This is a genomic window from Streptomyces sp. NBC_01298 (assembly GCF_035978755.1).
GTDB lineage: Bacteria > Actinomycetota > Actinomycetes > Streptomycetales > Streptomycetaceae > Streptomyces.
Genome location: NZ_CP108414.1, coordinates 990,938 through 1,004,522 on the forward strand (window position 1 = coordinate 990,938; position 13,585 = coordinate 1,004,522).

A 13,585-nucleotide genomic window follows, 5' to 3' on the forward strand; every position below is an offset into this window, starting at 1 on the left:
GACATCTGGATTTGGTCCACATGAATTCGAAGAAGCTGGGCGCGGGGCTGGGACAAGATCACCCCCAATAAATCGGGGCCTTCCTCGCGCGCGGAGGGTGGGGAACCGAGTCACGGCCACGGGGCGAGGCCTTCCTTGTGCCTGCCATGTCGACGAGGCCGAGCATCAGGCGGCCTCCGGGGGCTCGGGCGGCGGCTCCTGCTGGGCCAGACACGCGGCCCGACGCTTCAGGCGCTGGAGCACCTTGTGTTCGTTCACCCGCTCCAGGACCCAGGCGGCCCGCTGGTTGCTCAGTGGGGTGCCGGGGGGCGTGCCCCACTCCTCGGGGAAGGACGAGTCACGGGCGGGCGGTTCGGTGCTGCCGTGGCGGTTGAGTTCGTAGAACACGGGATCTCCTCTGTCGGGTGCGGCTAGCTGGGCCGAGGGCGGAAGGTGTCGGGCACGGCGGCGCGGGCGAGGTCGGGGAGCGCGGGCAGGGTGCCGGTGAGGACGGGGCATCCGTCGTCGTGCTCGATGCCGGCGTGAAGGGTTTCGCCCTCGGTCATGAGGTAGGCGACCTCGCCGGTGCAGTGGCCGCACCGGTAGTTGCTGACCATGCGGGCGATGAGGTGCTTGTCGCCCGCGGCGAAGGTGGTGTGGCTGATGGTCATGACGTGGTCCGTCCTCGTGGTCCTTCGGCGATGAGCGGGTGAACGTCGAAGCGGGGGGAGGGCTTGCGGCCGCGCCTGCCGGTCTCCGGTGGCGGGATGAGAGCGAGCCATCCGTACTCCTCCAGCTTCAGCAGCACGTCGTTCATGACGTCCATCTCCGTGGCCCACTCCCGCCCCTTGAGGGCCTGCCAGGCGTCGCGTGCGGAGAAGGAGTCGCCGGGGCTGCTGCGCCCCTTGAGCCAGGCGACGACGTCCCTGAGGGGCTTGACCGCGCCTTCGCGGTTTTTACCCATGAGGTCGAACACTGCGCGAGCGTGGGCGATGAAATACGGGGCCATGGCCAGGACGTCCGTGATCCGCTGGTGGCTGATCTCCCGGGCGCCCGGGTCCTCGTAGAGGGTGAGGCAGGCCGCGATGCGGATGAGCTGGCCGCGGAGCTTGCCGGCCCAGTCGGCCAGGTCGTGCAGGTCGCCGCCGGGCTTCCGGCGCTTGGCGAATGCGTTGTAGAACTCGCCGAACGCCTGGCGGGCCGGGGCTGACAGCTCGATCGTGAGGACATCGGGGCTGGCCCACACCTGCTTGATGAGGTCGCGGATCCGGTGGTCGTAACCGCTGGCGATGTGGGCGGGGATGGGCGGGGAGTCGAAGGTGTCTTCCTCCGTCGGGGCTGGCTTGGCGTACAGGAACCGACCGAGGAGTCCGGACTGACGGAACTCCGGGTTCTGCTTCTCCAGCCCGGAGATGATCCCGGGCTGCACGATCAGGCCGAGGGCGAGGAACGTGTGCGACATCCGCGCGGACGCCCGGCCGGTCCGGTCGATGGTGTACGGGCCGCCCGTGTACGCCTCCAGCAGCAGGTCCGTGTTGGCCTTGCCGTTGTTGCCGTACAGGCCTGCGGCCACCTTGAACAGGCCGCCCTCGGAGGCGAGGGAGCCGATGCGCCCGCCCTGCTCGTACATGCGCTTGGCGAGTGCTTCGAGAGTGATGTCGCGGACCAGGAGCCGTGGCACCTCGGGGGCGTCGCCGAGCTCCAGCAGCTTCACTCGGGCGGCTTCGGCGTCAGCCTCGGCTTCCTGCCGCTTGTCCGCCGGCGCGTTGGCTGCGCCCTGTTCGGCCTTGGTCATGCGGGCCGTGGTGATGCGGATTTCCTGCGCAGTCGCCTCGACGTCGGGGCGTGCCGCTTCGATCAGCTCGTCCTCGACGTCGCGCAGCGGTGCTGCGGCGGCGTTGAGGGCGGGCGTTTTCTTCTCCGAGGAGTCGGCCAGAGCGGCCAGGTAGAGCGCGGTGGACTCCTGCCAGTCGGGCTTGACCCGAACGCGGCGCCGCCCGCCGGTCGCGGTGGAGATAGTGGCCAGCGCAGCGAACGTGACCAGGTCTACAGGCACCTGAAGCGAGCCTGCAGCAGCGGTGACGAACTCGCCGAGGCCACCGAGGAGGTCAACGGGGAACGGGGGCACGGCCGGTGCCGCAAGGGACACCGGGGCATCCCAACCGTCATCCGTGATCTGCGTCCCAGAAATCCCAGAACCCTGATCGGATCCCGGGGTCTGGGACGGGATCGCGATTGTGGGATTTCTGGGATGCGAATCAGGAGTGAGCAGATCGGCGTACCCGAGCCCGGCCGCCAGATGGTCGGACACGTCCTTGCCCCGGGCCGGCTCCAGCACGCGGACGGGAATGCCCGCCCGCCGCGCGGAGTCGGCAACCGTCGCGGCGTGCTTCGCTCCGGGCTCGTCGCGGTCCCGGATGACGATGACCTCCGCGACACCAACAAGGTGGCGGGTGTAATCGTCGCTCCACTTCCCCGCCCCACCCACGTTGCAGGTGACCGTCGCCCCGGTAGCCCGCAGATTGTCCGCGTCCTTCTCGCCCTCGACGACGAAAACCGGGACGCCGGCCCCGGCGGCGGCGATGACCTCGGGCAGCCGGTACAGGACCCGCCGGATGCCGGAGACTCCTGCGGTGCCGTCCGGCTTGAACTGCCGGAACGTCTTCCGTTCCCCGTCGTAGCCCGGCTCGATGCGCCGCACGATGTAGAGCACTTGGCCGTGCTCGTCTACGTACGGGTACTCCGCGACGACCTGGGGGCGCTCCCGCTTTTGCAGCGGCTCGTCGAACAGGTCGGCCATGGTGAGGCCGAGCGCGCTGACGACGTCCTCGCTCGCACATCCGGCGTGGCAGTTGATGACCACGCCCTTGGCGCCGTTGGTGACCGACAGGGACGGTGATCGGTCCTCGTGAGCGACGCACTGCCATGCCGTGCCGCGGCCCTTGCTGCCGTGCGCATTGAGCGCGTCGATGACGCGCGCGTATGCGCTCATGCGGCGACCGTCTTCCCGCGCCGAGGGCGCAGCTCGTACTGAGTGACGTGCGTGGTCAACGTGCTGTCTCCGTCTTGTCCGTCGTGACGTGCTCGGCGAGGGCGAGGACGTCGGCGACCCAGCGGCGGGCGGCGGCGCGGGTACTGGTCGCGCTCGGCTGCTCTTCGAGGCTGGCTCTGATCGATCCGAGGGTGAGCTCCCGGCGGGCACGCTCGCGGCGGGCCCGGATGAGGAGCTCGTCGGTGTACGGGCACTGCGGCCATTCGCCTCCGGGGATCCCGGAGGGCCCCGGCGCCATGGTGGCGCCGGGGGACCGGGTGGAGGTGCGGGAGGTCACCGCGCGCCCTCGGCGTGCGCCGCGCTGAGCAGTGCGGCGACCTCGGCGAGGATGACCTTGGAGTCACCGGCCCGCCAGATGAGGGCGGCGAGGCAGTCGAGGAACTTCACGAGGTTCGCGTCGGCGCCCTCGCCCTTGATCTTGGCGATGTCGACGAGGACGGCGCGGGCCCGCGGGGTGAGCGGGGGGAGGCCTTCCCGGCGGCATGCCTCGACGAGGGAGTCGTTCATCAGGTTGGCGATCTGGTCCCGGCTGATCTTGGCGGCGAGCGTGGGCACCTCGTCGGAGATGCGGTCGGCGATCCGTTCCGCGAGCGACCGTCCGGCCGGGGTGGTTGCGGCGATGCCGGCGACGGCCGCGCTTGTGGTGCGCCTGTCGGCGTTGTAGATGTCGAGATCCGTGCTCGCGAGGACCGGGAGATTGGCGTTACGCTGCATGGCAGAGCTCCTTTCACGGCCGCGCATATGGGACTGCAATCCCGCGCGGCCGTTCGGCTGTCCAAGGTCGGATGGTGCTTCGCGGCCCCCGGCGACAGGTGTTAGCGCACCTGCTGGGGGCCGTTTTCACGCGCTTTCCAGCAGGTGGACGAGGCTGTTCGTGATCACGACGTACCGGCGTCCGAGCGGCAGGATCCTGACCGGCGATTCACCGCGCTTGATCAGCTCGTACAGCTGCGACTTGCTGCACCCCAGGGCAAGGGCCGCTTGCGGAACGGAGACGGTTGCGGACCATCCGCGGACTTCGGCGAGCGTCGGGGGGAGCGTCGGCGTTCTCACGCTGCACTTCCAGCGGGAACGGTCTGAGCGTCAAGCCAGGCCTCAATGGCGGATCCGCGGTAGACGATCCGCCCCGACTTGCTCGACGACGTCTTGATGTAGGCAGGGCCGGTTCCCATCCAGCGCCAGTTGGCAAGCCGTTGCCGCGCCAGGCCGTACCGGGCTTCCACCTGTACGGGGCTTAGCAGCTCTTCAGCCACTCGCCCTCACCTCCACACTTAGACTCATGTGTTGCTAGTTAGCACCAACTGTTGTTAGATGGGGCCATGACCCAGATAGTAGCGGAATGCAGCGGACATACAAGGGCTTCCTTGTTGCTTACGCTGCTACCCATGACTGAACAGCAGCGCGGACGGCGCGCAATCGAGGTTGGTCCCACCGGTACGACCGTCGGGCTCAACCTGGGGCGGCTCCGGAAGCGCCACGGACTGACCACCCGGCAGTTGTCAGGCGCCCTTGAGCGTGCGGGGCGATACATCCCCGCCTCCGGCATCACGCGCATGGAGAAGGGCGAACGCTCCGTCACCGTGGACGACCTCGCCGCGCTGTGCCGAGTCCTCGGCGTGTCACCGTCCGCGCTACTCCTCCCACTGACCAGTCAGCCCACTGATTCCGTCGAGGTGACCGGGGCGGGGAGCGTGTCGGCAGTTGACGCGTGGCAGTGGGCGAACGGCGAGCGCCCCCTCTCTCTGACCTCCGGGAAGGAACGTGAGGAACTCGTCGAGCACCGTCTCTACGGACTGCCGCTGTGGCTCTGGCCGCAGTCCGGAAACGAGGACGCGTCGATGATGCGCGCGCGCCTTCTGGCCGCGGGTCTGCCAGTCGACGACCTGTACGGCGACATGGGCATGATCGAACGACCCCGAGCGGGCGGGGACGATGGCTGAGATCAAGAAGATCACGCTCGGCAACGGCAAGACGCGGTACCGGTTCGTCATCGACATCGGGCGCGACGAGGACGGCCGGCGCAAGCAGCTCACCGTCACGAAGGACACGGCGAAGGAGGCCAAGAACGAGTTGGCCCGGCTCCAGCACGAGCGGAGTACCGGCCAGCTCATCATGCCGAGCAAGGTCACCGTGTCCGAGCTGCTCGACCTGTACATGGCCAGCAAGGCCGACGACCTTGAAGAGACAACGCTCTTCGCCTACAGGAGCGCACTGGTCCACGTGCATGCCTACCTCGGGCACATCCGGCTACAGGAGCTGACCGAGGACCACGTCGAATCCATGGTGGCCTGGCTCCTCGTCAACGCCCGTCGGCGCGGAGGGAAGCCCGGAACAGGTCTGAGGACCACCACAGCGAGCGGCATCCTCGGACGCCTCCGCTCGGCGCTCAACCTCGGCATCCGGCGCCGGTTCGTGGCCCGGAACGTCGCGGAGCACATCACCATCCCGAGGAAGGCACGCAAGGTCGAGAAGCGGGACAGCCCCCGCGAAAAACCATGGAACGTCGTCGAGGTCAAGGAGTTCATCCTCGGCATGCGCGACGACCGCCTGTTCGCCCCGCTGCTCCTCAGCCTGATGGGCCTGCGGCCGGCGGAGGTGTCAGGCCTGCGGTGGACTGACCTCGATTTCGAGGCCGGGACGCTGAACATCGCCAACACCCGGACCCTGATCGGCAACAGGCGTGTGATCGAGAAGGACACGAAGAGCGAGGCCGGGGAGCGCACGCTCCCGCTGCCGGATCCCGTCCGGCTGGGCTTGTTGAACTTCAAGGTGTTGCAGGCGGCCGAGTCGGCTACGGCTGGCGAGGGCTACACGAACAGCGGCTACGTGTTCGTGGACTCGCTCGGCATGGCGATGAACGGGAGGCTCCTGCGGGAGCACGCGTACACGCTCATGACGACGCTCCGGCTCCGCAAGGTCCGCCTGTACGACGCGCGGCACTCGTGCCTGACGTTCCTGGCGGTGAACGGGGTGCCGGACACGATCCTCGCCGCGTGGGCCGGCCACACGAACGCCAACTTCACGAAGAGGGTGTACGTCCACCCGACGGCGGCCGACATGCACGAAGCGGTCGTCCACCTGAACGCACTGCTGGGGGTCGGAAGCAACGACTCCGACCCCCCTGTGTGAGATTTTGTGAGATTTCCGCTCTCCAGCGGATCAACAAACAGCCCCTGATCTGGGAAGCAGTCGGAAGCGGTAGAACACCGCTTCGCTCATCGGACCAGTCTCACCGCACGGCGGGAGCCCGTCACGTACTCGGCCGTCCGGCGTGCCGGGATCGGATGCCCGGCGCGCGCGGACCGGGCGCCGGCACGCGCGGACCAGCCATCCGACGCGCGCGGACCAGGCGTCCGACTCCCGGGGATCAGGCGTCCGGCGTGCCGGGCTCCTCGGCCGTGGCTCCGGCCGCGCCCGCCTGCTCGGCGGCGATCTTCGTCCGCACCTCGTCCATGTCCAGGGCCCGGGCCTGGGTGATGAGGTCCGTCAGCGCCGCCTCGGGCAGCGCGCCGGGCTGCGAGAAGATCGCGACCTGGTCCCGGACGATCATCAGGGTCGGGATGGAGCTGATCTGGAAGGCGGCGGCGAGCTCCTGCTGCGCCTCGGTGTCCACCTTGGCGAAGAGCAGGTCGGGATTGGCCTCGGCGGCCTTCTCGTAGACCGGGGCGAACTGCAGGCAGGGGCGGCACCAGCCCGCCCAGAAGTCGATCAGGACGAACGAGTTCTCGCTCACCGTCCGGTCGAAGTTCTCCTTGGTGAGTTCGACAGTAGCCACGGTATTCCAGACCTCCAGAGTGCTGTGCTGCTTGTTTTCCCTGAACGAACGACCGGCTCGAAGCATTCCTGACCGCGGACAAGCCCGGATAACCTCGGATGACCACTGATAACGCCGATACGCACGGACAACCGCACACAATGGCCCCATGACGCACACCGTGCGATTCCTCCGCCGGCTGCACCCCGGCGACGCCCTCTCCGAGGACACGGGCGGGGCCTCCGGGGAGACGCCCTAGAACGGATGCCCGCCCGGGGTGGCGCGGAGCGTGGTCCAGCGCAGCTCGGTGAAGGCGTCGAGGTTCGCCTCGCCGCCGAAGCGCGCGCCGGTCCCGGACGCGCCGACCCCGCCGAAGGGGGCCACGGCCTCGTCGTTCACCGTCTGGTCGTTGACGTGCGCGATCCCGACCGGGATCCGCCCCGCCAGGTCCAGCCCGCGCGCCGCGTCGCCGGTCACGATCCCGAGGGAGAGCCCGTAGGGGCCGGCCGAGGCCAGCTCCACGGCCTCGTCCTCCGTCGCGAAGGAGCGTACGGGCGCCACCGGCCCGAAGACCTCCTCCGCGTAGGCGGGGCTGTCGTCTCCGGCGCCCGCCAGCACCGTCGGCCGGTAGAAGAGGTCCTGGTAGGCGCCGCCGGTGACGAGTTTGGCGCCCTGTGCGGCGCTGGCTTCCACCAGGCCGTGGACCCGGTCCAGCTGGGAGCGGTCGATGAGCGGCCCCAGGTGCACCTGCTCCCGGTACGGGTCCCCGACCGCGAGCTCCTCCGCGCGCGCGGCGAGCCGCTCGACGTACTCGTCGTAGAGCGAGGCGTGCACGAGGTGCCTCCCGGCCGTCATGCAGATCTGGCCCTGGTGGAAGAAGGAGCCCCAGGAGGCCTGCGCGACGGCCGCCGCCACGTCGGCGTCACGGAGTACGACGAGCGCCGAGTTCCCGCCCAACTCCAGGTGGGCGCGCTTGAGGTGACGTCCCGCCATCTCTCCGACGATCCGGCCGCTCGCGGTGGAGCCGGTGAACGACACCACCCTGACCAGCGGATCGCTGACCACGGCCGCGCCCGTTTCCGCGCCGCCGGGGAGCACATGCAGCAGTCCGCCCGGCAGGCCGGCCGCCGCGAAGACGGCGGCGAGGGCGAGCCCGCCGCTGACCGCGGTACGGCGGTCCGGCTTGAGGAGCACCGCGTTGCCGAGGGCGAGCGCGGGGGCGACCGAGCGGATCGAGAGGATCAGCGGTGCGTTGAAGGGAGCCACCACCCCTACGACACCGACCGGTTCGCGTCGGGTGAAGGACAGCCGCGGCGCCTCGCTGGGCAGCACCTGACCGGCGGGACGCGAGGCCAGGGCCGCGGCCTCGTAGCACTCCTGCGCGGCGACGTGCAGCTCGAAGGCGGCCTTGCCGGGGATGGACCCGGACTCCCGGACCAGCCACTCCCGCAGCTCGTCGGCGTGGGCGGTGAACAGGTCCCCGGCCCGGCGCAGCACGGCGGCCCGCTCCAGGTGGGTGGCCCGCGCCCAGTCCCGCTGGGCCGCGTGGGCCCGTACGGCGACCTCCGCCACATCGGCCGGCGCGGCCAGGTCGAGGGTCGCGAGGGTCTGGCCGGTGGCGGGTTCGAGGACCGGGGCGGTACCCCCGGTGAGGGTGGGACCGTCCTGCCAGAGCGTCGGATCGAGGAGCGGCATGGCGCGGGGCCTCCGGATGCGGGGGAGCGTGGCGCGGGGGGCGGCAGCACGCGCCATCGTGCCACTCCACCGCACCGGAGGCATCAATTCGCTTCGGTTACCGGGCAGTTGACACCCGACTATGACCGGAAACGATCGACCGACCGGAGTCGCGTCAGCGCTCCAGGACGAGCGCGATGCCCTGCCCCACGCCAATGCAGAGGGCCGCGATCCCGGTACCGGATCCGGCCGCCGCGAGCTGGTGCGCCACCGAACCGGCCAGCCGGGCGCCCGAAGCGCCGAGCGGATGCCCGATCGCGATGGCCCCGCCGCGCGGGTTGACCACGGCCGGATCCAGCTCGGGCCAGGCCGCCAGGCATCCCAACGCCTGCGCGGCGAAAGCCTCGTTGAGCTCGAAAGCGGCGAGATCCGCCAGCCCGCGGCCCGCCTTGGCGAGTGCGCGCTCCACGGCGTCCACCGGACCGAGTCCGAAGAGCTGGGGCTCGATCCCGGTGACGGCCGACGCGCTGATCCGGGCCAACGGCTCCCGCCCGGTGGCGGCGAGCCCCTCCTCGTCCGTCAACAGCAGTGCGGCGGCGCCGTCGTTGAGCGGCGAGGCGTTGCCCGCCGTGACCGTGCCGGTGCCGTCGCTCCGGAAGGCGGGCTTCAGCCGGGCGAGCGCCTCCGGGCCGGAACCCTCGCGGATGCACTCGTCGCGCAGCAGGTCCACACCCGCGTACGGAACCACTTCGGCGTCGTACTGCCCGGCCGCCCAGGCGGCGGCCGCCTTGCGGTGGCTCTCCAGCGCGAAGGCGTCCTGCGCCTCGCGGGTGATGCCGTGCTTGTCGGCGACGAGCTCGGCGCCCTCACCGAGGGAACCGGCCCACTCCGCGGGCATCCGGGGGTTGGTCATCCGCCAGCCGAGCGTGGTGGACCACATCTGCTGGTGCCCCACGGGGAAGGCGCGCTCCGGCTTCTGCACCACCCAGGGGGCCCGGCTCATGGACTCGACACCGCCGGCGATGGCGACGGAGGCGTCCCCGAGCGCGATGGCGCGGGCCGCCTGGACGACGGCTTCGAGCCCGGAGCCGCAGAGCCGGTTGACGGTCACCCCGGGCACCGTCACGGGGAGTCCGGCGAGCAGCACCGCCATGCGGGCCACGTCGCGGTTGTCCTCGCCCGCGCCGTTGGCGTCCCCGAAGACGACGTCGTCGATGCGGGACGGGTCCAGTGCGGGCGTACGGTCCACGAGCGCGCGCACCACGTGGGCGGCCAGGTCGTCGGGGCGGATCCCGGCCAGGGCGCCGCCGAACTTCCCGATCGGGGTGCGGACGGCGTCGACGACGTAGACGTCGCGGACGGTACGGATGCTCATGGAGTCCCTCCGGAGCGAACGGGAGGCGGCGCGGCACACCGACGCCACTGTCCGGCCCGGCGCACGCTCCGCCCGCGCCCGGTGGGGCGCGCCCGAAGTCTCCGTCCCACCGGCCCCGCTGTCAACGGTCCCCAGGCCCCGACGGGGCTCCGACCTGCGCCTGCCGCGGAGCGTCCGGCTCAGGTCGAGTCCCGCGGCACCGCCGCCGCCATCAGGTCGAGTCCCGCGGCACCGCTGCCGCCGCCATCAGATCGTGCCTGAGCACGACCGCCGCGGGGTCCCGTACCGCCTCGTCCACCAGCGCCGCCAGCCGCTCCCCCGTCGGCATCTCCATCTGCACCGTGCTGAGCCTCGGCCGCAGCAACCGCCCGATCAGCAGATCGTCGGCGCCCATGACGGCCACGTCCTGCGGCACCCTCAGCCCCGCGTCCTGGAACGCCCGCATCAGCAGCATCGCGTACTCGTCGTTGTACGCGAACGCCGCCTGCAGACCGAGCGACTCCCACCGCTCCGCGAGCTCCGCGGCCGATTCCTCCGAGTAGGCCATCCGCAGGGCGACGACCTCCGCCCCCGCCACGGACCGCGCGCCCTGGAGCCGGGGCGTGGAGAACAGCCCGAGCCCTTCCTCCTTCGGAACGACCACGCCGATCCGTCGCCGGCCCCGCTCCACCAGGTGCTCGGCCGCCCGGACGCCGACCTCCGCCTGGTCCATGACCAGCGCGTGCGCCCCGGAAACGGCTTCGGGCCCCATCGTCAGCACCGCGCGCGCCCCGGCCCGCTTGAGCGTGGCCACGTTGTGCGCGGACAGGGTGATCTCGCCGAGGGAGAGCACCGCGACCGGCCTGAGTTCGGCCCAGGCCCGTGCGGCCTCGTCACCGGTGAGGCCGAGGCTGCCGTACTGGACCACCGTGTAGTCCAGGGCGCGCAGCGCCCACTGCAACTCGTTGAGGAACGTGCTGTACAGCGGGCCGATCGGCACGTGGGAGGTGGGCAGCAGCACGATGCGGGTGTGCCCGGCGCGCAGGCTGCGGGCGGCCGCGTGGGGGACGTAGCCGAGCTCTTCGGCGGCCTCGCGCACCTTTCGGCGGGTCGGCTCGCTGATGCGCACGGCCTCCGCGTTGTTCAGGACGTACGAGACCGTCGCGCGCGACACGCCGGCGAGACGGGCGACGTCGGCGCTGGTCGGCACGGCCGGCTGAGGCTGCGACGGCGCTGTGGGGGGCTTCGGTGACTGAGACATTGCCGTGGCATCTTTCCAGACCGTTTGTGCCCAGGGGCTAGCGGATGGCCGGAAACCAATGCTACACAGTGGTTACACGATTCACTGACACGTGTAACCAGGGCGTCACCCGAGCTTCATCAAAGGGTGTATCCAGGTGTTTCCCCACGTGCCGGTGCCGTGCCCAGCCGTGCCGCCGCCCTGCCGTGTTCCGTCGCACCCCCGCCGTCGCGACAGGGCGGCGCGCACTCCTTCCCACGCTGGTCCCCGCTGCTCCCCCGCTCGTCCCCGCACCCCTCAGCGCCCCTTCGTACCCCTCAGTAGCCCCTCCATACCCCTCATCCCTTCCCAAACTGCCCAGGAGGGCACCGTGGCCCTTTCCTCCCCCGGCACCGGCACCGCCGCCGCCACCACCGACGCCCCCGCCACCCGGCGCGGCCTGCTCCCCTTGCTGCTCGTCGGCAACGGAGCCATGTACGCCCTCTACATCGGCGTCGCCGGCGTACTCCTCGCCCTCCAGGTCGAAGACATCGACGCGGCGAACAAGGTCTCCAACTTCGGCCTGATCGCGGGGGTCTCGGCGATCTTCGCGACGGTCTTCAACCCGGTCGCGGGCGCCCTGTCCGACCGCAGCGGACGGCGCAACCCCTGGATCCTGGGCGGTGGGCTCGCCGCGATACCGGCGATGTTCCTGCTCGGCCTCGCGGACACGATCCTGCTCATCACCATCGCCTGGTGCCTCGGCCAGGCCGTGATGAACATCTACCAAGCCGCCATCACCTCCGTGGTTCCCGACCGGGTGCCGATGAGCGCCCGCGGCAAGGCCTCCGCCGCCGTCGGCCTCGGCCTGCCGCTGGGTTCGACCGTCGGCGCCCTGATCGGCGCTGCGTTCTCGGACGACTACCGCACCGGGTACCTGATCTTCGGCGCGCTCGTCGCCGGCGCCGCCGTCCTGTTCACCGTCTGCACCCGCGAGGAGCGGCGCCCGGCCAAGCCCTCCATGCCGGTCAAGGAGCAGCTCGCCGCCTTCGCGAGCGCCCTCAAGGACCACGACTTCCGCTGGGCGTTCATCGGGCGGGCCCTGCTGGTCCTCGGCTACTTCGCGGTGAGCGGCTACCAGCTGTACATCCTCCAGGACCACACCGTGCTGCCCGAGGGCATGAAGCCGGAGGCTGCGGTCGCCATCATGATGCCGCTGACCAGCGTGGCGATGGTCGTCTCCACCGTCCTCGGCGGATGGCTCTCGGACAAGTACGACCGCCGCAAGCTCTTCGTCGGCGCCTCCGCCCTGCTGTCCGCCATCGCCCTGGTGATCCCGGCCCTGTCGACCAGCTGGACGGCCATGCTGGCCTTCGCCGTGATCAACGGCCTCGCCTTCGGCTCCTACATGGCCGTGGACACCGCCCTGGTGACGATGGTGCTCCCCAAGGCCGAGGACGCCGCCCGCGACATGGGCGTACTCAACATCGCCAACGCGGGCCCGCAGATCATCGCCCCCTTCATCGCCTCGGTCATCGTGTCCGTGAGCGGCGGCTACACGGCCCTGTTCATCGCGGCCGCCGCCCTGGCGGTGGCCGGCGCCCTGGCGGTCAAGCCGATCCGCAGCGTCCGCTGAGGGGGGCGGGCCCTCGGCCTGGCGGCCTGGCGGCATGCCGGGCCGGCGGGCTGCCGAGCTGCCGGACTGCCGGGCTGAGGGCCCACCCCCGCCCCGTTCCACTCATCGATTCATCGATGCCCTACGACGCATCACCCCTGACGACGAAAGGCACCACCGTGCAGCTCCACACCCACACCTGGGGCGAAGGCGACCGCGTCGCCCTCCTGATCCACGGGATCATGGCCGACCACCGGACCTGGCGCCGGGTCGGCCCCGCCCTCGCCGAACGCGGCTACCGCGTCATCGCCGTGGACCTGCGCGGCCACGGCGCCAGCGGCCGGGGCGAGTACAGCCCGGAGGCCTTCGCCGACGACGTGGCCGAAACCCTGCCGGTCGGCGCGGAACTCGCCATCGGCCACTCCCTCGGCGGCCTGACCCTCTCGAAGGCCGTCGACCGCCTGAAGCCCAGGCGTGCCGTGTTCTCGGACCCCGCCTGGCACCTGGCGGAGCTCGGCGAGGGCTTCGGGCCCGAGATGTTCGCCCAGTTCAAGTCCGCGCCCAAGGAGCAGATCCAGGCGATGAACCCGCGCTGGGAGGAGGCCGACGTGGACGTCGAACTGGCCACCCTCGCCCTCTGGGACGAGGCGACCGCCCTCAGCCTGGCTCCGCTGATGGGCACGGACCTGCTGCCGGCCGCACCGGTGGTCCCGTCGCTCGTGCAGCTGGCGGACCCGAGCTTCCTGATCTCGCCGGAGCGCGCGACGCTCCTCAAGGAGCGCGGCTTCGAGCTCCGCTCGGTGACCGGCGCCGGCCACACCATCCACCGCGACGACTTCGACGGCTTCATGGCCTCGCTGGAGGGCTGGATCTAGGGACCGGCCCCCACCACCTGGGAGGCTCCATCCACCGCCCCGCCCTCCCGGCAGAACTCCCCG

General features: G+C 70.8%; 15 protein-coding genes. 4 read left to right on the plus strand and 11 right to left on the minus strand.

The annotated features are described in order from the left end of the window. Positions 1-165: 165 nt before the first annotated feature. The 7 genes from OG730_RS04485 to OG730_RS04515 form a co-directional block, all read right to left on the minus strand. A complete protein-coding gene (locus OG730_RS04485; RefSeq protein WP_327302927.1) occupies positions 166-387 on the minus strand; it encodes a hypothetical protein in 222 nt (73 codons plus the stop codon). Between the two features lie 23 nt (positions 388-410). Further along, positions 411-650 carry a hypothetical protein gene (locus OG730_RS04490; RefSeq protein WP_327302928.1) on the minus strand — a complete coding sequence of 80 codons (240 nt, stop codon included), beginning with the start codon at positions 648-650 and terminating at the stop codon, positions 411-413. Next, positions 647-2,971: a DUF3987 domain-containing protein gene (locus OG730_RS04495; protein WP_327302929.1), complete on the minus strand. Its 2,325-nt coding sequence runs from the start codon at positions 2,969-2,971 to the stop codon at positions 647-649. Before OG730_RS04495 ends, OG730_RS04490 begins: the two co-directional genes overlap by 4 nt. Positions 2,972-3,026: 55 nt before the next feature. After that, positions 3,027-3,308, minus strand: coding sequence for a hypothetical protein (locus OG730_RS04500; RefSeq protein ID WP_327302930.1), 282 nt, complete (start codon positions 3,306-3,308; stop codon positions 3,027-3,029). Further along, positions 3,305-3,745 (minus strand): hypothetical protein, encoded by a 441-nt coding sequence (locus OG730_RS04505; protein WP_327302931.1) that lies wholly within the window; start codon positions 3,743-3,745, stop codon positions 3,305-3,307. Before OG730_RS04505 ends, OG730_RS04500 begins: the two co-directional genes overlap by 4 nt. A gap of 126 nt (positions 3,746-3,871) precedes the next feature. Then, entirely contained in the window at positions 3,872-4,084 is a 213-nt protein-coding gene (locus tag OG730_RS04510; protein ID WP_327302932.1) for a helix-turn-helix transcriptional regulator, read from the minus strand. After that, positions 4,081-4,284, minus strand: coding sequence for a helix-turn-helix transcriptional regulator (locus OG730_RS04515; RefSeq protein ID WP_327302933.1), 204 nt, complete (start codon positions 4,282-4,284; stop codon positions 4,081-4,083). The genes OG730_RS04510 and OG730_RS04515 overlap by 4 nt, the downstream gene beginning before the upstream one ends. 132 nt (positions 4,285-4,416) lie before the next feature. Here OG730_RS04515 and OG730_RS04520 point away from each other — a divergent pair, with 132 nt between their 5' ends. Continuing rightward, the gene (locus OG730_RS04520) at positions 4,417-4,971 is read left to right on the plus strand and encodes a helix-turn-helix domain-containing protein (protein WP_327302934.1); all 555 of its coding nucleotides are present in this window, start codon (positions 4,417-4,419) and stop codon (positions 4,969-4,971) included. Further along, positions 4,964-6,160, plus strand: a complete 1,197-nt coding sequence (locus OG730_RS04525; RefSeq protein ID WP_327302935.1) for a site-specific integrase — start codon at positions 4,964-4,966, stop codon at positions 6,158-6,160. Before OG730_RS04520 ends, OG730_RS04525 begins: the two co-directional genes overlap by 8 nt. A gap of 238 nt (positions 6,161-6,398) precedes the next feature. Here the strand turns inward: OG730_RS04525 and OG730_RS04530 are convergent, their stop codons facing one another. The 4 genes from OG730_RS04530 to OG730_RS04545 all read right to left on the minus strand — a co-directional run bounded on the left by OG730_RS04530 (position 6,399) and on the right by OG730_RS04545 (position 11,074). Beyond that, entirely contained in the window at positions 6,399-6,956 is a 558-nt protein-coding gene (locus OG730_RS04530; protein ID WP_327309149.1) for a thioredoxin family protein, read from the minus strand. An 84-nt stretch (positions 6,957-7,040) separates the two neighbouring features. Next, complete coding sequence (locus OG730_RS04535; RefSeq protein ID WP_327302936.1) at positions 7,041-8,480, minus strand: aldehyde dehydrogenase family protein; 1,440 nt, start codon at positions 8,478-8,480, stop codon at positions 7,041-7,043. 154 nt (positions 8,481-8,634) lie between these two features. Then, a complete protein-coding gene (locus OG730_RS04540; RefSeq protein WP_327302937.1) occupies positions 8,635-9,834 on the minus strand; it encodes a thiolase family protein in 1,200 nt (399 codons plus the stop codon). A gap of 211 nt (positions 9,835-10,045) precedes the next feature. Then, positions 10,046-11,074, minus strand: a complete 1,029-nt coding sequence (locus tag OG730_RS04545) for a LacI family DNA-binding transcriptional regulator (RefSeq protein ID WP_327302938.1) — start codon at positions 11,072-11,074, stop codon at positions 10,046-10,048. 349 nt (positions 11,075-11,423) lie between these two features. Between OG730_RS04545 and OG730_RS04550 the strand changes: the two genes are divergently transcribed. Continuing rightward, entirely contained in the window at positions 11,424-12,668 is a 1,245-nt protein-coding gene (locus OG730_RS04550; RefSeq protein WP_327302939.1) for an MFS transporter, read from the plus strand. Positions 12,669-12,826: 158 nt separating this feature from the next. Continuing rightward, complete coding sequence (locus OG730_RS04555) at positions 12,827-13,522, plus strand: alpha/beta fold hydrolase (RefSeq protein WP_327309150.1); 696 nt, start codon at positions 12,827-12,829, stop codon at positions 13,520-13,522. Positions 13,523-13,585: the final 63 nt, after the last annotated feature.